The organism is Pseudomonas sp. F8002 (assembly GCF_013385495.1).
GTDB lineage: Bacteria > Pseudomonadota > Gammaproteobacteria > Pseudomonadales > Pseudomonadaceae > Aquipseudomonas.
This window is the reverse complement of sequence record NZ_JACAPW010000010.1, coordinates 51,095-70,871: the sequence shown is the minus strand read 5'-3', so window position 1 is coordinate 70,871 and position 19,777 is coordinate 51,095. Positions and strand designations below refer to the sequence as shown.

Sequence of the window (19,777 nt, the reverse complement as noted above, 5' to 3'; positions counted from 1 at the left end):
AACTTGATACAGAAACATATCCATTAGAGGTATTAGTGCCTCAGGGTCTTTCTCTTAGATGTTTTCGACATAACGGTCATCGTTTTTCCCTTGAATAAGGCGAGTCTTACCGTATTCTGTTTCGAAATATTAAACGTCATATAAATAGCGGAATCGTTTAACCCGGTTTACGGAACGTTGGCGGTTAATGACTAAGTTGTAATTTGATTCGTCAGCTAAGCAATTTTTCCTGACCAGGCGGCCAGAAAAACTGTTAGAAGCATCCGCAAGCTTCTGATCTGAAAGAAATTGATAAAAATTCGCCAAATAAGTCAAAAATACGGCACTAAGCCGCTCGTCGGAAAGAATTCATCAAAAAGCATCAAAATACTGACACCATCAATCTGATATCACAGAATGCCGCCAGCCAACACATAACTAGAAAAACCAAGGTCAGCTCAACGGGCTGACCTTTTTAACGCCTTTAAAGCGTAATAACCGGGGAGGGCCGTGGGTGAGTCGCGCAGACGATATTTCAAAACTATTCAATAAGCTGGGCGCCAATCCAAATGGCTACCGGGAGATGTACGCCGTCCATGATTATCTTGAGGATGACGTGGTGGTCGAGCGTTTCGACGCCGTGCCCATCCCGGCCCAAACCGCTTGCGCCGTCGCACTGGATGAGCCGCCGTCGGCGCCATTGCTGCGCTTGCTCGAAGAGCTGACCCAGGGCGAAGCCGATCACCTGCAACCTCCCGAAGTGGTCGAAGGGCCGACCGGTGAGGTGTACTCGGATCAATCGTCACCCAAGGTGATCGTGGTGGTCTCGCTCAAGGGCGGTGTCGGTCGCAGCACGCTGACCGCGGCCATTGCCAGCGGCTTGCAGCGTCAAGGCCACCCGGCCGTGGCGCTGGACCTGGACCCGCAAAATGCCCTGCGTCATCATTTGTGCCTGGGCCTGAATTTGCCCGGCATCGGCGCGACGAGCTTGAGCAATGAGTCCTGGGAAGGCTTGGCTGAGCGTGGCTTTGCCGGTTGCCGCCTGATGGCCTTCGGTGAGACCAACAACGACCAGCAAAAAAACCTCAATCGCTGGCTCGGCGAAGACGCCCAATGGCTGCCCCGGCACCTGGCCGGTTTGCAGTTGAATGGCCAGGACACGTTGGTGATCGACGTGCCCGCCGGCAACACGGTGTACCTGCACCAGGCCATGGCCCTGGCAGACGTGGTGTTGGTGGCGGTGCAGGCGGATGTTTCCTCATTCAGCACCCTGGCCCAGATGGACAGTGTGCTGGCGCCGTACCTTGAGTGCGAAAAACCACCACAGCGTTACTACGTGATCAACCAACTCGACGGCGCCCACCGCTTCAGCCTGGACATGGCCGAAGTGTTCAAGGCCCGCCTCGGCGACGCACTGCTCGGCACGGTCCACCGTGACCCGGTGTTCAGTGAAGCCCAGGCCTGCGGCCGCGATCCCCTCGACCCTACCGTCAACAGTCTCGGCTGCCAGGACATTCACGCCCTGTGCCGCACGCTGCTCGAACGAATCGATTCGGACCTTCCATGACCGACACTACGTCCTCTACGCCCCACACTCCGGGGCGCGCCGAGCAGCGGCTGGACGCCGCGATTTCGCGCTTCAATCGCTGGCCCGATACGCTGCGCAAAGTGCTGGTGGTGATCAGTTGTGTGGTCGGCACCTTGCTGTTGGTGAGCATTGTCAGCGCCCCGCTGGACCTCTATAGCCAATGCCTGTTTGCCGCCGTGTGCTTCCTCGCGGTGCTGGTGCTGCGCAAGATTCCCGGGCGCATGGCGATCCTCGCGCTGGTGGTGTTGTCGCTGGTGGCGTCGCTGCGCTACATGTACTGGCGGCTGACTTCCACCCTGGGTTTTGAAACCTGGCTCGACATGCTGTTCGGCTACGGCCTGGTGCTCGCCGAGCTGTACGCGCTGGTGGTGCTGATCTTCGGCTACGTGCAAACCGCCTGGCCGCTGCGCCGCGAGCCGGTGTGGCTCAAGACCGAACCGTCGGAGTGGCCCACGGTCGACGTGTTCATCCCGACCTACAACGAGGCGTTGAGCATCGTCAAACTGACCATCTTCGCCGCCCAGGCGATGGACTGGCCCAAGGACAAGTTGCGCGTCCACGTGCTCGACGATGGCCGTCGCGACGACTTCCGCGATTTCTGCCGCAAGATCGGCGTGAACTACATCCGCCGCGACAACAATTTCCACGCCAAGGCCGGCAACCTCAATGAAGCGTTGAAGGTCACCGACGGCGAGTACATCGCGCTGTTCGACGCCGACCACGTGCCGACCCGTTCCTTCCTGCAAGTCAGCCTCGGCTGGTTCCTCAAGGACCCCAAGCTGGCGATGCTGCAAACGCCGCACTTCTTCTTTTCACCCGACCCGTTTGAAAAGAACCTCGACACCTTCCGCGCCGTGCCCAACGAGGGCGAGTTGTTCTACGGCCTGGTGCAGGACGGCAACGACCTGTGGAACGCGACGTTCTTCTGCGGCTCGTGTGCGGTGATCCGCCGCAAGCCCTTGCTGGAAATCGGCGGCGTGGCCGTCGAGACCGTCACCGAAGACGCCCACACCGCGCTCAAGCTCAACCGCCTGGGCTACAACACCGCTTACCTGGCGATCCCGCAAGCCGCGGGCCTGGCCACCGAAAGCCTGTCACGCCACATCAACCAGCGCATCCGTTGGGCGCGGGGCATGGCGCAGATTTTCCGCACCGACAATCCGCTGCTGGGCAAAGGCCTGAAGTGGGGCCAGCGCATCTGCTACGCCAACGCCATGCTGCACTTCTTCTATGGCTTGCCGCGGTTGGTGTTCCTCACCGCGCCACTGGCCTACCTGATTTTCGGCGCGCAGATTTTCCACGCCTCGGCGCTGATGATTGTCGCCTATGTGTTGCCCCACCTCGTGCATTCGAGCCTGACCAACTCGCGGATCCAGGGGCGCTTCCGCCACTCGTTCTGGAACGAGGTCTACGAGACCGTACTGGCCTGGTACATCCTGCCGCCGGTATTGGTTGCGCTGGTCAACCCCAAGGCGGGCGGCTTCAACGTCACCGACAAGGGCGGGATCATCGACAAGCAGTTCTTCGACTGGAAACTCGCCCGGCCGTACCTGGTACTGCTGGCGGTGAACCTGGTCGGGCTGTGCTTCGGTCTTTATCAGTTGATCTGGGGCGACGAGTCCACCGCGGTCACCGTGGCGATCAACCTGACCTGGACCCTCTACAACCTGATCATCACCAGCGCGGCAGTGGCGGTGGCTTCCGAAGCGCGGCAAGTGCGCTCCGAGCCGCGGGTCAGCGCGAAATTGCCGGTCAGTGTGATCTGCGCCGACGGTCGTGTGCTCAAAGGTACGACCCAGGATTTCTCGCAGAACGGCTTCGGCCTGATCCTCGCCGACGGGCACCAGATTGCCCGGGGCGAACAGTTGCAGTTGGTGCTGTCGCGCAACGGACAAGACAGCCTGTTCCAGGCGCGGGTGGTGTTCAGCAAGGGCGCGCAGATTGGCGCGCAATTCGATGCACTGTCCCTGCGCCAACAAAGCGAACTGGTACGCCTGACGTTTTCCCGCGCCGACACCTGGGCCGCGAGTTGGGGCGCCGGCCAGCCCGATACACCGTTGTCAGCCCTGCGTGAAGTCGGTGCCATCGGCATCGGCGGCCTGTTTACCCTGGGTCGCGCCACGCTGCATGAATTGCGTCTGGCCCTGCGCCGCACTCCCTCACAACCGCTCGATACGCTGATGGACAAGCCATGACTTCCACACTATTTGCCCGCCCGCAGTCGCGCGGCGTGCTCGCGCTGATGATCGCTTCGCTGCTGGGCCTGGGCTCGCAGGCACAGGCCGCTGCACCCGCTGTTGCGGTGCAGAGCACTGACGAGGGCTACAGCCTGACCCTCAAGCAACTGGGCCGTCGCGACACCATGAACCTGCAAGGCGTGGAAGCGTCCGACAGCGTCAACTTCGACATCCGTGCCGATGAAGTGGTGAAGGGCGCGCAACTGCTGCTCAAGTACAGCTACTCGCCGGCGCTGCTGGCGGACCTGTCGCAGATCAACGTGCTGGTCAACGACGAAGTCGCCGCCAGCCTGCCGCTGCCCAAAGAGGGCGCAGGTATCCAGCAGGAAAAACTGGTGCAGATTCCGGCGCACCTGATCACCGAATTCAACCGCTTGAGCCTGCAGTTCATCGGCCACTACACCATGTCCTGTGAAGACCCGCTGCACAGCAGCCTGTGGGCCAAGATCAGCAACAGCAGTGAGCTGAAAGTGCAGGTGCAGCCGATCGTCTTGAAAGACGACCTGTCGGTGCTGCCGCTGCCGTTCTTCGACAAGCGCGATGCGCGCCAGGTCAGCCTGCCGTTCGTGTTTGCCAGCGCGCCGGACAACGCCGCGCTGGAAGCTGCCGGTGCGCTGTCGTCGTGGGTAGGCGGCTTGGCCAGCTACCGGGGTGCGACGTTCCCGACCACCCTTGGCGAGATTCCGGCCAAGGGCAACGCCATCGTGCTGGTGCAAAGTACCCAGGCCGTGGACGTACACGGTGTGGCGGTCCCTGAGCCTAAAGGGCCGACCCTGACCCTGATCACCAACCCCAACGACCCGAATGGCAAGCTGCTGATCGTCTCCGGCCGTGATGGCGCCGAACTCAAGCGTGCCGCCACCGCCGTGGTGCTGGGCAACCCGGTGTTGACCGGCAACAGCGTGGTCATCACCAGGCTCGACACCCTGGCCCCGCGCAGCCCTTACGACGCGCCGAACTGGCTGCCCAGCAACCGTCCGGTACGCCTTGGCGAGCTGGTAGAACTGAAAAAACTCAACGTCTCCGGCTACAACCCGGGCCCGATCAGCGTCGACCTGCGCCTGCCGCCCGACCTGTTCAACTGGCGTGAAGAGGGCGTGCCGCTCAACGTCAAATACCGCTACACGCCGCAGCAGGTGTCCACCAACTCCTCCTTGCTGATCGGCCTGAACGACCAGTTCATGAAGTCTGTCGCGTTGCCGTCGGTGAGCAACCTGGGCGGTGGGCAGAGCCTGCTGGACCAGCTGAAGAAAGACGAAACCCTGCCCCGTGAAGTGACGACCCTGTTGCCGATCAGCTCGGCTTCGCCCAAGTCCAAGCTGCAACTGCGCTTCATGTACGACTACATCAAGGAAGGCGAATGCCGGGACATCATCGTCGACAACATGCGCGGTGCGATTGACCCGGACTCGAGCCTGGACCTGAGCAGCTACCAGCACTTTATCGCCATGCCGAACCTCGGCGTGTTCAACGATTCCGGCTTCCCGTTCACCCGCCTGGCTGACCTTTCGGAGTCGGCGGTGGTGATGCCGGACAACGTCGGCACCGATGAGTTGAGCGCCTACCTGACTGTGATGGGCCGCTTCGGCGAGTCCACCGGCTACCCGGCCACCGCCGTCAAAGTGGTGCAGGCCAAAGACGTGCAAAGCGTTGCCGACAAAGACCTTCTGGTGCTCGCCACCGGCGGCAACCAGCCGCTGCTGCAGCAATGGCAGCAATACCTGCCGGCCACCAGTGACGGCCTGCAGCACCACTTCCTGTTGTCTGACCTGCCACGTTATGTGCGCAGCTGGATCAGCCCGGACGCCGCGGCCAACCAGCATACGGCCAATGCCGGCATCACCTTCAGCGGCCTGAGCAACAGCACCTGGTTCGCCGGCTTCCAATCGCCGCTCAAGGCCGGGCGCAGCGTGGTGCTGATTGCCAGCAACCAGCCTCAGGGCCTGCTTGAAGCGACCTCGGCGCTGATTGGCGGTGACGACTACAAAGACTCGATCCAGGGCAGCCTGGCGGTGGTGCAGGGCACGCAGATCAGCTCGTTGGTCGCGGACCAGCAGTACTACGTCGGCGACCTGAACTACTTCAAATTCATGCAATGGCAGCTGTCGCAGAACCTGGGCTGGATGCTGGCGATTACCTTCCTGGGGCTGCTGGTGCTGACCTGCCTGATCTACCTGGCACTGCGTGCCCGTGCAAAACGGCGGTTGGCATGAACCCTTTGCGTAGCGCGATCCTGGCGGTGATTGGCAGCACATTGCTTGCCGGTGCCGCCCAGGCACAGACCTGCGATTGGCCGCTGTGGCAGAACTATGCCAAGCGCTTTATCCAGGACGATGGCCGGGTGTTGAACTCGTCCATGAAGCCGACGGAAAGCAGCTCGGAAGGGCAGTCGTACGCGATGTTCTTTGCCCTGGTGGGCAACGACCGGGCGACCTTCGACAAGCTCTGGACCTGGACCAAGTCCAACATGGCGGGCGCCGACATCGGCCAGAACCTGCCGGCCTGGCTGTGGGGCAAGCGTGACGATGGCAAGTGGGGCGCGATCGACAGCAACTCCGCCAGCGACGCCGATTTGTGGATGGCCTATGCGTTGCTCGAAGCCGCGCGCGTGTGGAACGCACCGCAGTACCGCAGCGACGCGCAACTGGTGTTGGCCAACGTTGAACGCAACCTGATCGTGCGCGTACCGGGCCTGGGCAAGATGCTGTTGCCGGGGCCGGTAGGCTATGCACACGCGGGAGGCCTGTGGCGCTTCAACCCCAGCTATCAAGTACTGCCGCAACTGCGCCGCTTTGCAAAAGAGCGCCCGAACGCCGGCTGGAACGAAGTGGCCGAGAGCAACGCGAAGATGCTCGCCGACCTGCCGAGCAATCCCCATGGCCTGGCGGCCAACTGGGTCGGTTATCGCGCCACCAGCGCGAACACCGGGCTGTTTATCGTCGACCCGTTTTCCGATGACCTGGGCAGCTACGACGCGATCCGCACTTACCTCTGGGCCGGCATGACCGCCAAGAGCGACCCGCTGGCCGCGCCGATGCTCAAGGCCTTGGGCGGGATTTCCCGTGCCACCGCTGCGTCGGTCAGCGGTTTGCCGCCGGAGAAAGTCCACGTGCTGACCGGTGAAGTCGAGAAAAACAACGGCTACACGCCGACGGGTTTCTCGGCCTCCACCATGGCCTTCTTCCAGGCCCGGGGCGAAACCGCCCTGGCGCAATTGCAAAAGCAGAAAGTCGACGACGCCCTCGCCAAGGCGCTCGCGCCTTCGGCCCCGGACAGCGCCCAGCCGATTTACTACGACTACATGCTCAGCCTGTTCGGCCAGGGCTTCGCTGATCAAAAGTACCGTTTCGAACAAGACGGCACGGTGAAATTATCCTGGGAGTCTGCATGCGCCGTCACACGCTAGCCATTGCGATTCTGGCGGCCCTGGCTTCCAGCGCCAGCTTTGCCGAAACCACTGACCCGCAAAGCCTGCTGATCGAGCAGGGCTATTACTGGCAGTCGAAAAAGAACCCGGAACGCGCCCTCGAGACCTGGCAGAAACTGCTGCGCCTGAGCCCTGAACAGCCGGATGCGCTGTACGGCATCGGCTTGATCCAGGTGCAACAACAGCGTCCGGCCGAAGCGCAAAAGTACCTGGCCCGCCTGCAGGCGCTGAGCCCGGTACCGCGCCAGGCCTTGCTGCTGGAGCAGGACATCACCGTCAACATCCCGGCCAACGCGAAGTTGCTGGAACAGGCCCGTGAACTCGGCGAGCCTGAAGAAGAGCGCGAACAAGCGGTGGCGCTGTATCGCCAGATCTTCCAGGGGCGCCAGCCCCAGGGCCTGCTTGCCCGCGAGTATTACAACACCCTGGGCTTCACGCCCAAGGGCACGAACGAGGCCATCGCCGGCTTGCAGCGTTTGTCTCGCGAGCGGCCGAACGACCCGATTGTGGCGCTGTTCCTGGCCAAGCATCTGGCGCGTAACCCGGCCACCCGCGCCGACGGCATCCGCGCCCTGGCCAAGCTGGCCCCGAACAACGACGTGGGCGGCAACGCCGATGAAACCTGGCGCTTTGCGCTGATCTGGCTCGGCCCGCCGAAGAGCGACCAGGTGCCGTTGTTCCAGCAGTTTCTGGCTGCGCATCCGGACGACAGCGAAATCCGTGCGCTGATGAACAAGGGCATTGCCCAAGGCAAGACCGGCGCCGGTTGGCAGCGTGATCCGCAGATGACCAAGGCGTTCAAGGCGCTGGATGATGGCGACCTGAAAACCGCCGAGCCGCTATTGGCGGCGCGCCTCAATGAAAAATCCAATGACGTCGATGCCCTCGGCGGCATGGGCGTGCTGCGTCAACAGCAGCAGCGCTTCAGCGAGGCTGAAAGCTACCTGGTTCAGGCCACCCGTTTGCCGGGTGGCGCGGCATGGCAGTCGGCGCTCAATGATGTGCGCTACTGGAACCTGCTCAACCAGGCCCGTGACGCCCAGCGTGGCGGGCGCGGCAGCCAGGCCCGCGACCTGGTGGCCCAGGCCGAACGCTTGAACCCTGGCCAGCCCGGCGCTGCCGTGGCACTGGCGGGTTTCCAGGCCCAGGACAATCAGTTCGACACCGCTGAAGCCGGCTACCGCAAAGTGCTCGCCCGTCATCCTGGCGACCCGGACGCGCTGAGCGGCTTGATCAACGTGCTGTCCCAGTCGGGGCAGCCGGAAGAAGCCTTGAAGCTGATCGACTCGGTGTCGCCCGCCGAGCGCGCGAAGTTCGCGCCGAGTGTGAAAATCACCGCGTTGCGCGCTACCCAGGTCGGCAAGCTGGCCGAGCAGCGGGGCGATTTGAAAGCCGCGCAAGCCGCCTACAAACAAGCCCTTGATGCCGACCCGGAAAACCCGTGGACACGCTTCGCCCTGGCGCGCATTTACCTGCGCGACGGCCAGATTCGCAACGCCCGTGCCTTGATCGACGGCTTGCTGGCCAAGCAGCCGAACCAGCCGGACGCGCTGTACACCAGCACGCTGCTGTCGGCGGAGCTGGGTGAGTGGAAAAAGGCTGAAGAGACCCTGGCGCGTATCCCTGCGGGGCAACGTACCGCTGACATGAACGAGCTGGGTATCGATATCGCGCTGCACAAGCAGACCGACATCGCCATCGAGACCGCCCGCCGTGGCCAACGCCCGGAAGCCCTCGCGCTGCTGGGCCGCAGTGAAGCCATGACCCGGCAGAAGCCTGAGCGCCTGGCGGTGCTGGCGGCCGCTTATGTGGAAGTCGGCGCGACGCAGCAGGGTCTGGATATCATGCAGAAGGTTCTGGATAACAATCCGAACCCGACTGTCGACCAGAAACTGCTGTACGCCAACGTGCTGCTCAAGGCCAACCACTACACCGAGGCGGGCGACATCCTGCGTGAAGTGCAGGGCAAGCCGCTGAGTGAAACCGGTCGCCAGCGTTACGACGATTTGATCTACCTGTACCGGGTCAAACAGGCTGATGCCCTGCGTGAGAAAAACGACCTGGTCGCGGCCTACGACATGCTGTCGCCGGCCCTTGCCCAGCGTCCCAACGACGCTATGGCGGTAGGTGCCCTGGCGCGGATGTACGCGGCCAGCGGCAACAGCAAAAAGGCCATGGAGCTTTATGCGCCGCTGATTCAGCAGAACCCGAACAACGCTCGCCTGCAACTGGGTCTGGCGGATATCGCGCTGCAAGGCCGTGATCGTGGCCTGGCGGAAAGCGCCAGTGAAAAGGCGCTGTCCCTGGAACCGGGCAACCCCGAGATCCTCACCTCGGCTGCGCGCATCTATCAGGGGCTGGGCAAAAACAACGAAGCCGCTGCACTGCTGCGCAAGGCGTTGGCGATTGAGAACAGCCAGAAGAGCCAGACGCAATTGGCTCAGGCCGGCTCCCAGGGCGTGCCTTACAACCCCTTCGTCGGCTTGCCGGGCCAGCGTCGCCAGGTCACCGACCTGACCGTTGCCGGCGCCGTGCCGCCGCCGATTGATGCACCGACCAATGTCGTGCCGGACAATGCCCTGGCAGCCTCCGCGCGTCCGGCGTCGAACAACTGGAACGAGCCGTTCGAGCCACCGTCGAGCATTGCTGCACTCGACACCGCCAACCTCAGCCCGGCACGTCGTGCGCTGGATACGATCCTGCGGGATCGCACCGGTTACCTGGTGCAGGGCTTGAGCGTTCGCAGCAACAATGGCGAAAGCGGCTTGAGCAAAATCACTGACGTCGAGGCGCCATTCGAAGCGCGGATGCCGGTGGGGGATCTGAACGTTGCGCTGCGCGTGACGCCGGTGCATGTGAGTTCCGGCAGCGTGAAGAGCGACTCTGCCACACGCTTTGGCGGTGGCACGGCCAACCCGGCGGGCTCCCAGAGCGACACAGGCGTCGGTCTGGCCGTTGCCGTGGAGAACCCGGATGAAGGCCTCAAGGCCGACATCGGTGTGAGCCCGCTGGGCTTTCTGTACGACACCATCGTCGGTGGCGCCAGCGTCTCGCGGCCGTTCTCCCAGGGCTCCAACTTCCGTTACGGGGTCAACGTTTCGCGGCGTCCGGTCACCGACAGTGTGACCTCCTTTGCCGGTTCCGAAGACAAGCGTACCGGCGAGAAATGGGGCGGCGTGACCGCCAACGGCGGGCGTGGCGACCTGAGCTACGACAACCAGAAGCTCGGTGTATATGGCTACGCCTCGTTGCACGAGCTGTTGGGCAACAACGTCGAAGACAACACCCGGCTGGAACTGGGCAGCGGCATCTACTGGTACCTGCGCAATACCCCGACCGACACCCTGACCCTCGGCATCAGCGGTTCGGTCATGGGCTTCAAGGAAAACCAGGGTTACTACACCTACGGCCAGGGCGGTTACTTCAGCCCGCAGCGCTTCTTCTCCCTGGGTGTGCCGGTGCGCTGGGCGCAGAGTTTTGACCGGTTCAGCTACCAGATAAAAAGTTCGGTGGGCATCCAGCATATCGAGCAAGATGCGGTCGATTATTTCCCGGGGCATAGCGATTACCAAAATGACCCGACCCGGGGCGATCCGAAATACGCCAAGGACAGCAAGACCGGCATCGGCTACAGCTTCAACGCCGCCGCCGAATACCGCCTCAGCTCGCGCTTTTACCTGGGTGGCGAAGTCGGTCTCGACAACGCCCAGGACTATCGCCAGTACGTCGGTAACGCCTACCTGCGCTACTTGTTTGAAGACCTGAGCGGGCCTATGCCCTTGCCGGTCAGTCCGTACCGTTCCCCTTATTCGAATTGATTGATAGGAGTCATCCATGCCTGTTTCCGCTTCTGCTATTGCCGGCCTGACCCTGCTGGTATTGGGCGAAAGTCACATGAGCTTTCCTGATTCACTGCTCAACCCGCTGCAGGACAACCTCACCGCCCAGGGTGCCAAGGTTCACTCCATCGGCGCGTGCGGCGCCGGTGCAGCCGACTGGATCGTGCCGAAGAAAGTCGAGTGCGGTGCCGAGCGCCTGCCGGTTGGCAAGGCCGAGATTTTCGGCAAGAACGCCATGAGCACCACCCCGATCAAAGACCTGATCGCCAAGGACAAGCCGGACCTGGTGGTGATCATCATCGCCGACACCATGGCCTCGTACCCGGAGCCGCAGTTCCCGAAAGTCTGGGCCTGGAAAAGCGTGACTTCCCTGACCAAGGCCATCACCGAAACCGGCACCAAGTGCGTGTGGGTCGGGCCGGCGTGGGGCAAGGTCGGTTCGCAGTACAAGAAGGATGATGCGCGCACCAAGGTGATGTCGCAGTTCCTCGCCACCAACGTGGCGCCGTGCACCTACGTTGACTCGCTGACCTTCTCCAAGCCGGGCCAGTGGATCACCACCGACGGCCAACACTTCACCATCGACGGCTACCAGAAGTGGGCCAAGGCGATCGGCGACTCCCTGGCGAAGTTGCCACCGGCCGCCGTGGGCAAAGGAGCGCAATAATGAAACGGATCACCCTGGGCCTGGCGACCTTGCTCGCCAGCGTCAGCGCCTACAGCGCCGACATCCCGCTTTACCCCACCGGCCCGGAGAAGGATTCGGCCTTCCTGCGCCTGGCCAACGGCACCGACGGCGAGCTGAAATTGCTGCCCCAGGGCTCCAAGGCCAGCCTGGTCTTGGGTGGCGACAAACTGGTGTCTGACTACCTGCCGGTGTCGGGCGGCAAGACCCCGATCAAGGGTGTGTTGAGCCAGGGCGGCAAGGATTCCGAGCTGGCCGTGACCGTCGCGCCGGGCGAGTTCGCCACCGTAGTGGCCGTGCCGGACGCCAAGGGCGGCACGCGCCAGTTGGTGATCCACGAACAGCCGGATGACTTCAACGCACTGAAGGCCTCGCTGGCCTTTATCAACGCCGACGCCGCCTGCGCCGACGCGAGCCTGGAAGCCGTGGCGCAAAAAGCCGAACTGTTCAAGAAGGTCGCCGAAGGCGCGATTTCGCGCCGCATGATCAACCCGGTGGAACTGTCGGTGCAGCTCAAGTGCGCCAACGCGCCGGTGGGCCAGCCGCTGACCTTCACCCTCAAGGCCGGCGAACGCTACAGCGTGCTCGCACTGCCATCGGCCGCCGGTTCGAGGTTGCTGTTTACCTCCGACACGCTCGCTAACTGATCGGGCCCGACACCACCATGGTCTTTGCCTCACTGGAATTCCTCACGCTGTTCCTGCCGGCCTTCCTGTTGATTTATGCGCTGGCCCGTCCGGGCTGGCGCAACGTCATTCTGTTGATCGGCAGCTGGCTGTTCTACGGCTGGTTGAGCCCGCTGTTCCTGTTCCTGCACATGGTGTTGACCGTGGTGGCGTGGGTCGGCGGTTTGCTGGTGGACCGTTCCCGTGAAGACGGCAAGGGCCGGGTGCGGCTGTTGATCGCGTTGATCGTGTTCAACACCGCGGTGCTGTGTTGGTACAAGTACGCCAACATCGTCGCGGGCACCGTGAGTGAGGTGATCACCTGGTACGGCGCGATGCCGCTGGATTGGCAGCGCGTGGCGTTGCCGGCCGGGTTGTCGTTCATTGTGCTGCAGGCGATTTCGTACCTGGTGGATGTGCACCGGCACACCGTGCCGGTGGAGCGCAGCTTCATCAATTACGCGACCTATATCTCGATGTTCGGCCACTCGATTGCGGGCCCGATCATTCGTTATGACTGGGTGCGGCGCGAGCTGAACCAGCGTTATTTCAACTGGCCGAATTTCAGCCTTGGCGCTCGGCGTTTCATGATCGGCATGGGCATGAAAGTGCTGGTGGCCGACACCTTGTCGCCGCTGGTGGACATCGCCTTCCACCTGGAAAACCCGAGCCTGGTGGATGCCTGGATCGGCTGCCTGGCGTACTCGTTGCAACTGTTTTTCGACTTCGCCGGCTACAGTGCCATGGCCATCGGCCTGGGCTTGATGCTGGGCTTCCACTTCCCGGAAAACTTCAACCGGCCGTACCTCGCCAGCAGCATCCAGGACTTCTGGCGGCGCTGGCATTTGTCGTTGTCCAGCTGGCTGCGGGACTACCTCTACATCGCCCTCGGCGGTAACCGCGATGGCGTATGGCGTACCTACCGCAACCTGTTCCTGACCATGGCGATTGCCGGGTTGTGGCATGGCGGCGACAGTTGGAACTACCTGTTGTGGGGTTCGGCCCACGGTATCGCGTTGTGCATTGACCGGGCGTGGTCGCGCTCGAGCCTGCCGAGCATTCCGCCGGTGCTGTCGCACATCTTGACGCTGCTGTTTGTGTGCCTGGCCTGGACGCTGTTCCGCGCACCGGACTTCCATTCGGCACTGACCATGTACGCCGGCCAATTCGGCATGCATGGCATGGCCTTGGGTGATGCGTTGGCCGTGGCCATGCGCCCGGCCCATGGCATGGCCGCGTTGCTCGGTTTGGTGTGCATCATCGCGCCGATCTGGCAGACCCGCTGCGAGCAGCGTTTTGGTACGCAGCCCTGGTTTGTGGTGGCCGCATCCCTGTGGCCGGTGGCGGGGTTTGTGTTGTCGTTCGCGCTGATTGCCAGCCGCGATGCCGTACCGTTTCTGTACTTTCAGTTCTAAGGAAGCCTGACGATGCCCGCCCCTACCGCGCCGACCCCACCGAGTGAATTGGCCGTCCGCACCAGCCCCCTGGCGGGCTGGGTGTTGGTGCCTTTCCTGGCGGCGGGGCTGTTGTCTTGCGTCTGGCTGATGGTCAAGGGCCCGGTGAGTTTCCTGCCGCCCAAGGTCGACAGCGACATGCTGCTGCACGGTGAAGTGACCCATCGGTTTGCCAAGGAGCTGTCCAAGGCACCGATGGCCATCGAAGCGGCAAACCTGGAGCGCGGCGCCAGTTGGCTGGCGTTCGGCGACACTGGGCCGCGGGTGCGCCAGGGCTGCCCGGGCTGGCTGTTTATCAGCGATGAACTGAAGCTCAACCGCCACGCCGAAGACAATGCGCGCACCAAGGCCGACGCGGTGATCGACCTGAAAAAGCAGCTAGGCCAGCGCGGTATTGATCTGCAAGTGATGGTGGTGCCGGATAAAACCCGCATCGCCGCTGCCCAGCGTTGCGGCTTGTATCGTCCGGCCGTGCTGGATGGCCGGATTCAGCAATGGAGCACGCTGTTGCAAGCGGCGGGCGTTGAAGTCTTGGATTTGACCGACACCCTGAAACCCCTCGGCCCGGATGCCTACCTGCGTACCGACACGCACTGGAGCGAAATCGGCTCGAATGCCGGCGCCCGCGCCGTGGCCCTGCGCATCCAGCAGCGCGGTATCCAGGCCACGCCGGAGCAAGCCTTCGACATTACCCAGGCACCGCTCGCACCGCGTCCGGGTGACCTGGTGCGCCTGGCCGGTCTCGACTGGTTGCCGCCGAAGTTACAGCCGGTGGGCGAGCAGGTTGCGGCCAGCACCGCGCATGAGAACGGCCCGGCGGCGTCGAGTAACCCTGACGATTTGTTTGGTGACGCCGGCCTGCCGAACGTGGCACTGATCGGTACCTCGTTTTCGCGCAATTCGAATTTCGTGGGTTTCCTGCAAAAAGCCCTGAACGCTCCGGTGGGTAACTTCAGCAAGGACGGCGGCGAATTTTCAGGCGCCGCCAAGGCTTATTTCGACAGCCCGGCGTTCAAGCAGACGCCGCCCAAGCTGCTGATCTGGGAGATCCCGGAGCGGGATTTGCAAACACCTTACGACCCGATAAAGATTAGTCAGTAAATTGACTATTTACCGCTCGTCTTAAAGATTTCTTCAGAAACACCAAAATAATGACACTTTCATTCCTTTGTCACAGAATGCGTACACAAAGGCGCCCACAAAAAGACCTGCGGTAAGCATCAGTACAGCTGACCTTTCACGTCTTTAAGATGCGTCGTGAGGGAGTGTTGGCGATGAGCCGTACCGATGATCTTTTTTCGTTGTTCGATAAGACGACTGCCAGTGATGTTCAAGGGATGGATTCGATGCTGCAGTTCTTCGAAGACATGCCGGTCGACGACAGTGCCAGCCTCAATATGGGCAGTGGCGCGTCGTTCTCCCGACATTCCCCTTGTGCCAACGAGCAGTCCCGCGAAGCCGCGACCATCCGGGCGAAGGTGGTAGCGCTGGTTTCGGTCAATGGCGGCGTCGGCCGCAGCACCCTGGCCACCGCGCTGAGCAGCGGTTTGCAGCGCCTGGGGCAGCCAGTGGTGGCGCTGGACCTGGACCCGCAAAACGCGCTCTATCACCACTTCGGCCTGAGCCATACCTTGCCCGGCATCGGGCGCACCAGCCTGCACAACGAGCGCTGGAGCCAGATCCTTCATTCAGGCTTTGCCGGTTGCCAGGTGATCACGTTTGGCGAAACCGATATCCGTCAGCAGGAAGACCTCCAGCGCTGGCTGAAACAGGAGCCGCATTGGCTGGCGCAACATTTGTCGGCCCTGGGCTTGAGTGAGCAGGACACGGTGATCATCGACACCCCGGCGGGCAATAACGTCTACCTGCATCAGGCACTGAACGTGGCCGATGTGGTGCTGGTCATCGCCCAGGCGGATGCGGCTTCCCTTGGCACCCTGGAGCAGATGGAGCAGTTGCTGGCGCCACACCTTGATGATCGGCCGGCGCTGCGTTGCCACTTCGTGATCAACCAACTCGACGAGACCTCGGGCTTCAGCCTGGACATGGTCGAGGTGTTCAGGAAGCGCCTGGGTGACAGCCTGTTGGAGGTGGTGCATCGGGATCCGGCGATCAGCGAGGCCCTGGCTTTTGGCAGCGATCCGCTGGATAACCAAGCCGCAAGCATGGCCTGTGACGATATAAACGCGCTTTGCCGCCTGCTGGTTGCCCACTGAAAAGCCCGGGTTATGCCGCTAACCTCAGATGCTTATGCACAATCGGTTGGTTCGACCTGTCATCAAACCGCAATTTTGCGGAGCGGTTCTCATCACGCTGCAACTGCCTGTTTTGCGTGCGTTTTATTTTGTGAACAAAAAATGACCAGTCAGCATTTTGCCCCGCGAAGCTTGCCGGCAGGGCCTCTGCCAGAATTCCATCAACAGAGTTATCCACAGGGCACACTGCGACAAAATGCCCTTTAATTGCGCTCGGCGAGCAGCATCAGGTTGCGCGGGGTGAGCGGTGTTTCGCAGAAGCTGCCGACTTGAACCCTGTAACCGTTTTCTTCGAGAAACAATGCCCGGTCCAGCACCAGCCACATTTCCAGCGGGCGCCGAAACAGACCACGCACTAATTCCAGGTTTCGCACCTGTGCCAAGCGCTGCCAGCCTTGGGCCTCCAGTGCCGACCAATGCTGTTCCCCTGTGGATAATCCCTTGAGGGCCGCCAGTTCGCGGCAGTAGTCGGCGAACGGCTTGGCCAGCCAACTCGCGGGCAGGGACGGAGTGGGCAGGTAAGCATCGCTCCCGCGCAGTTGCCGCTGCAGAACATCAAAACCCAGGCGCCTGGCCATCGACGTATCGCGCTGCTGACGCACCCGCGCGCCGGCGGTAACGGTTTCGCTCAGCGGCAGGCCGAGGTCTTCCACCGATAAATGCAGTGACGACGCCTGGGCGGCAATCGACAGCGGCGGGTACTGCTCGGCGCGGATGCGGTTGTAGCAGCAGGGCGCCACGGCCAACTGCTGGCAGCCGGCGGCGCTGGCCAGCTGGAGCAGGCGCACATGCAGGTCGCCGCAGGCGTGCAGTGCCACCGGGGTTTGGTCGCGGCTGATCTGCACGTCGGCCATCACGTCTTGCAGGCGATGGGTGATGGGCAATTGATGGTGTTCGCTGAGGGCTTGCCCTGAGGCGATGAGGGCCGGGTCGTATTCCAGGCAGGTCAGTTGCTGCCCGGGTTGCACCAGGCGGCGGCCGAGGTGGCCTTTGCCGGCACACCAGTCGAGCCAGTGTTCGGGGGTTTGGCGAAATTGCAGCGCGGCGCCGAAGGCTTCGATCTGCTGCCATTTGCGCCCGGGTACATCGACGTTCAGGCGATGACGGGCGGCCGGTAGCGGGCGGGACGGTAAGTTATCCACAGCACTGAGATTCAGCGACTGCATGGCCAGCTCAGGGAAAGGCGCAGGCGCCGGCAGGTGGTGAGGCTGGTTATGGCTGCTTTCCGCTTCGGCCAGCGAGCGCTGGCGCAGCCAATGGGCCAGTTCGGGATGCTGGGTTTCCCACGGCAATTGCAGGTGAGTAAAGGGCCGTGGCCGCCACAGCCCTTGATGTTCGGTGAGGAACGTATCCAGCGCCTGGAAGCGGGCGAGCAGTTGCTCACCCGTCAACAAGGCGTCAGCGGCCCTGGCAGGCATCGACCCGCAACCAGCGCTCCAGCAGCTTGAAGAAGCGCACCAGGACGTAGGACATCAGCAGGTAGAACAAACCCGCTGCGAAGAAGATCTCCACCGGCAGGTAGGTGCGGGCAATGATTGTGCGGGCCATGCCGGTCAGTTCCAGCAGGGTCACGGTACTGGCCAGGGCGCTGGCCTTGAGCATCAGGATCACTTCGTTGCTGTAGGCCGGCAGGCCGATGCGCGCGGCACGCGGCAGGATGATGTAGAACAGCGCCTTGGGCCTGGACATGCCCAGCGCCCGCGCGGCTTCGATTTCACCCGGCGGGATGGCCTGGATCGCGCCACGCAGGATCTCGGCGATATAGGCGGCGGTGTGCAGGGTCATGGTGGCGGTGGCGCACCAGAACGGGTCCCGCAGGTACGGCCACATGAAGCTTTCACGCACGGCGTCGAACTGTGCCAGGCCGTAGTACACCAGGAACAGCTGCACCAGCAGCGGCGTGCCGCGGAAGAAGAAAATGTAGCAGTAGGGCAGGGTGCGCACGTACCACAGGCGTGACGAGCGGGCGATGCCCAGCGGGATTGCCAGCAGCAGGCCGGCGATCACGGCGATGGCCACCAGCTCCAGGGTCAGGGTTGCGCCCTGGGCCAGTTTCGGCAGCCATTTAATGATCACGGCCCAGTTCAGGCCCAGGTCGAAATGCGACAGCCAGCTGTAGTCGCCACTCATTGCGTGCTCCTCGCAAAGCCGCGCGCGGCACGTTTTTCCAGGAAGTGCATGCCGGTCATCGCCAGGACGGTGAGGCCCAGGTACATGAAGGCCGCGACCATAAAGAAGGTGAAGGGCTGCTTGGTGACGGTCACGCCGATCTGCGCGTGGCGCATGATTTCTTCCAGGCCGATCACCGAGACCAGCGCGGTGTCCTTCATCAGAATCATGAACAGGTTGCCCAGGCCCGGCAGCGCGATACGCCACATCTGCGGCATGATCAAGCGGGTGAAGATCCGGACCTTCGACAAGCCCAGTGCGACACCGGCTTCACGGTGGCCCTTGGGAATGGCCAGGATCGCGCCGCGGAAGACTTCCGTGGCGTAGGCGCCAAAGCACAGGCCCAGGGCGATCACCCCGGCGGCGAAAGCGCTGAGGGAAAGGTCGGGGTTGCCGAAAAACTCCCCGAGGGAGCGCATCAGGTTGACCGTGCCGAAGTAGATCAGCAGGACCCACAGCAGTTCCGGGATACCGCGAACCAGGGTGGAGTAGCTGCCGCCAAGCCATTGCAGCGGCTTGTACGGGGAAGTCTTGGCCAGGGCGCCGGCCAGCCCGAGCACCAGCCCGAGGCACAGGGCGGTGAGCGCCAGCTTGACGGTCATCAGCGCGCCGGCGGCGAGCGCCGGGCCGAATCCGTAGAGGTCGAAATTCATGGTTTAGTCGTTTCGCAAGGCAAAGCTCAGGACCGGCGCACTCAAGCGAGCACGCCGGGCAGGCCATTCAGGATCACTCGATACTGAAAGGGAAGTACTTGTCGTTGATCTTCTTGTAGGTGCCGTCGGCCTTGATTTCAGCCAGGGCTTTGTTCAAGCGCTCGCGCAGCGGGTCGCCTTTGCGTACGGCGATACCGATCTTGTCGCTCTCGACCACCGGGTCGCCCTTGAATTCGTAGGCGGAGCCGTCTTTGCTTTTCAGCCACTCGTACTGCACGTACTTGTCGGCGAGCATCCCGTCCAGGCGGCCGGAAGTCAGGTCGAGGTAGGCATTTTCCTGGGTGTCGTAGAGCTTGGCGGTGGTGTCCGGCAGCTTGTCTTCCAGGTAGGTACCGGCCAGCGTTGCGCGCTGTGCACCGATGATCTTGCCCTTCAGGTAGTCCGCGTCGGTCTTGAAGTCTTTGTTGGCTTTGGGCGCGATGAACTGCAGCTTGTTGGAGTAGTACGGGTCGGTGAAGTCGACGGCCTGCTTGCGTTCATCGGTGATGGACAGCGAGGAGACCAGGAAGTCGAACTTCTTGGCATTCAGGGCCGGGATGATGCCGTCCCAGTCGGAGACATACACTTCGCACTTCTCGACTTTCATCTTGGCGCACAGGGCGTCGCCGATGTCCTTGTCGAAGCCGACGACGTTGCCGCTGGCATCTTTATTGTTGAACGGCGGGTAGGCCGCTTCGATCCCCATTTTCAAGGTTTCAGCCATCGCCGTGGCGCTGAACGCCATCGAAACAGCGGCGGCCAAGAGGAATTTTTTATAGTTCTGCAT

General features: G+C 62.4%; 14 protein-coding genes. 10 read left to right on the top strand and 4 right to left on the bottom strand.

What is annotated here, in order from left to right; all coding sequences use genetic code 11:
• Window positions 1–562 precede the first annotated feature (562 nt).
• From bcsQ (HX811_RS08540) to bcsQ (HX811_RS08495), 10 genes are all read left to right on the top strand, one after another.
• A complete protein-coding gene (gene bcsQ / locus HX811_RS08540) occupies window positions 563–1,546 on the top strand; it encodes a cellulose biosynthesis protein BcsQ (protein ID WP_177045546.1) in 984 nt (327 codons plus the stop codon).
• The gene (gene bcsA / locus HX811_RS08535) at window positions 1,543–3,762 is read left to right on the top strand and encodes a UDP-forming cellulose synthase catalytic subunit (protein ID WP_177021033.1); all 2,220 of its coding nucleotides are present in this window, start codon (window positions 1,543–1,545) and stop codon (window positions 3,760–3,762) included. The genes bcsQ (HX811_RS08540) and bcsA overlap by 4 nt, the downstream gene beginning before the upstream one ends.
• Window positions 3,759–6,017, top strand: coding sequence for a cellulose biosynthesis cyclic di-GMP-binding regulatory protein BcsB (gene bcsB, locus HX811_RS08530; RefSeq protein ID WP_134325575.1), 2,259 nt, complete (start codon window positions 3,759–3,761; stop codon window positions 6,015–6,017). Before bcsA ends, bcsB begins: the two co-directional genes overlap by 4 nt.
• A complete protein-coding gene (bcsZ, locus tag HX811_RS08525) occupies window positions 6,014–7,210 on the top strand; it encodes a cellulose synthase complex periplasmic endoglucanase BcsZ (protein WP_177009278.1) in 1,197 nt (398 codons plus the stop codon). Before bcsB ends, bcsZ begins: the two co-directional genes overlap by 4 nt.
• Window positions 7,192–11,049 carry a cellulose biosynthesis protein BcsC gene (locus HX811_RS08520; RefSeq protein ID WP_008435712.1) on the top strand — a complete coding sequence of 1,286 codons (3,858 nt, stop codon included), beginning with the start codon at window positions 7,192–7,194 and terminating at the stop codon, window positions 11,047–11,049. The genes bcsZ and HX811_RS08520 overlap by 19 nt, the downstream gene beginning before the upstream one ends.
• 16 nt (window positions 11,050–11,065) lie before the next feature.
• Window positions 11,066–11,737 carry an SGNH/GDSL hydrolase family protein gene (locus tag HX811_RS08515; RefSeq protein WP_003218072.1) on the top strand — a complete coding sequence of 224 codons (672 nt, stop codon included), beginning with the start codon at window positions 11,066–11,068 and terminating at the stop codon, window positions 11,735–11,737.
• The gene (locus HX811_RS08510) at window positions 11,737–12,402 is read left to right on the top strand and encodes an alginate O-acetyltransferase AlgF (RefSeq protein ID WP_008435711.1); all 666 of its coding nucleotides are present in this window, start codon (window positions 11,737–11,739) and stop codon (window positions 12,400–12,402) included. The genes HX811_RS08515 and HX811_RS08510 overlap by 1 nt, the downstream gene beginning before the upstream one ends.
• A 17-nt stretch (window positions 12,403–12,419) precedes the next feature.
• A complete protein-coding gene (locus HX811_RS08505; RefSeq protein WP_003218070.1) occupies window positions 12,420–13,835 on the top strand; it encodes an MBOAT family protein in 1,416 nt (471 codons plus the stop codon).
• 12 nt (window positions 13,836–13,847) lie between these two features.
• Window positions 13,848–14,975, top strand: coding sequence for a cell division protein FtsQ (locus HX811_RS08500; protein WP_008435708.1), 1,128 nt, complete (start codon window positions 13,848–13,850; stop codon window positions 14,973–14,975).
• Between the two features lie 173 nt (window positions 14,976–15,148).
• A complete protein-coding gene (bcsQ, locus tag HX811_RS08495) occupies window positions 15,149–16,090 on the top strand; it encodes a cellulose biosynthesis protein BcsQ (RefSeq protein WP_177045543.1) in 942 nt (313 codons plus the stop codon).
• Window positions 16,091–16,332: 242 nt separating this feature from the next.
• Here the strand turns inward: bcsQ (HX811_RS08495) and HX811_RS08490 are convergent, their stop codons facing one another.
• The 4 genes from HX811_RS08490 to HX811_RS08475 all read right to left on the bottom strand — a co-directional run bounded on the left by HX811_RS08490 (window position 16,333) and on the right by HX811_RS08475 (window position 19,777).
• Entirely contained in the window at window positions 16,333–17,547 is a 1,215-nt protein-coding gene (locus HX811_RS08490) for a methyltransferase (RefSeq protein ID WP_177045541.1), read from the bottom strand.
• Complete coding sequence (locus HX811_RS08485; RefSeq protein WP_032899447.1) at window positions 17,528–18,217, bottom strand: ABC transporter permease; 690 nt, start codon at window positions 18,215–18,217, stop codon at window positions 17,528–17,530. The genes HX811_RS08490 and HX811_RS08485 overlap by 20 nt, the downstream gene beginning before the upstream one ends.
• Window positions 18,218–18,255: 38 nt before the next feature.
• Window positions 18,256–18,951, bottom strand: a complete 696-nt coding sequence (locus HX811_RS08480; protein ID WP_003218063.1) for an ABC transporter permease — start codon at window positions 18,949–18,951, stop codon at window positions 18,256–18,258.
• A gap of 73 nt (window positions 18,952–19,024) precedes the next feature.
• On the bottom strand, window positions 19,025–19,777 hold the full coding sequence (locus HX811_RS08475) for an ABC transporter substrate-binding protein (protein ID WP_003218061.1): 753 nt from the start codon (window positions 19,775–19,777) through the stop codon (window positions 19,025–19,027).

Coding starts and splice junctions, on each gene's coding strand:
- bcsQ (WP_177045543.1), top strand. CDS start 15,149: ATGAGCCGTACCGATGATCTTTTTTCGTTGTTCGATAAGACGACTGCC.
- HX811_RS08505 (WP_003218070.1), top strand. CDS start 12,420: ATGGTCTTTGCCTCACTGGAATTCCTCACGCTGTTCCTGCCGGCCTTC.
- HX811_RS08520 (WP_008435712.1), top strand. CDS start 7,192: ATGCGCCGTCACACGCTAGCCATTGCGATTCTGGCGGCCCTGGCTTCC.
- bcsQ (WP_177045546.1), top strand. CDS start 563: ATGTACGCCGTCCATGATTATCTTGAGGATGACGTGGTGGTCGAGCGT.
- HX811_RS08500 (WP_008435708.1), top strand. CDS start 13,848: ATGCCCGCCCCTACCGCGCCGACCCCACCGAGTGAATTGGCCGTCCGC.
- bcsA (WP_177021033.1), top strand. CDS start 1,543: ATGACCGACACTACGTCCTCTACGCCCCACACTCCGGGGCGCGCCGAG.
- HX811_RS08480 (WP_003218063.1), bottom strand. CDS start 18,951: ATGAATTTCGACCTCTACGGATTCGGCCCGGCGCTCGCCGCCGGCGCG.
- HX811_RS08475 (WP_003218061.1), bottom strand. CDS start 19,777: ATGCAGAACTATAAAAAATTCCTCTTGGCCGCCGCTGTTTCGATGGCG.
- HX811_RS08515 (WP_003218072.1), top strand. CDS start 11,066: ATGCCTGTTTCCGCTTCTGCTATTGCCGGCCTGACCCTGCTGGTATTG.
- HX811_RS08490 (WP_177045541.1), bottom strand. CDS start 17,547: ATGCCTGCCAGGGCCGCTGACGCCTTGTTGACGGGTGAGCAACTGCTC.
- bcsB (WP_134325575.1), top strand. CDS start 3,759: ATGACTTCCACACTATTTGCCCGCCCGCAGTCGCGCGGCGTGCTCGCG.
- HX811_RS08510 (WP_008435711.1), top strand. CDS start 11,737: ATGAAACGGATCACCCTGGGCCTGGCGACCTTGCTCGCCAGCGTCAGC.
- bcsZ (WP_177009278.1), top strand. CDS start 6,014: ATGAACCCTTTGCGTAGCGCGATCCTGGCGGTGATTGGCAGCACATTG.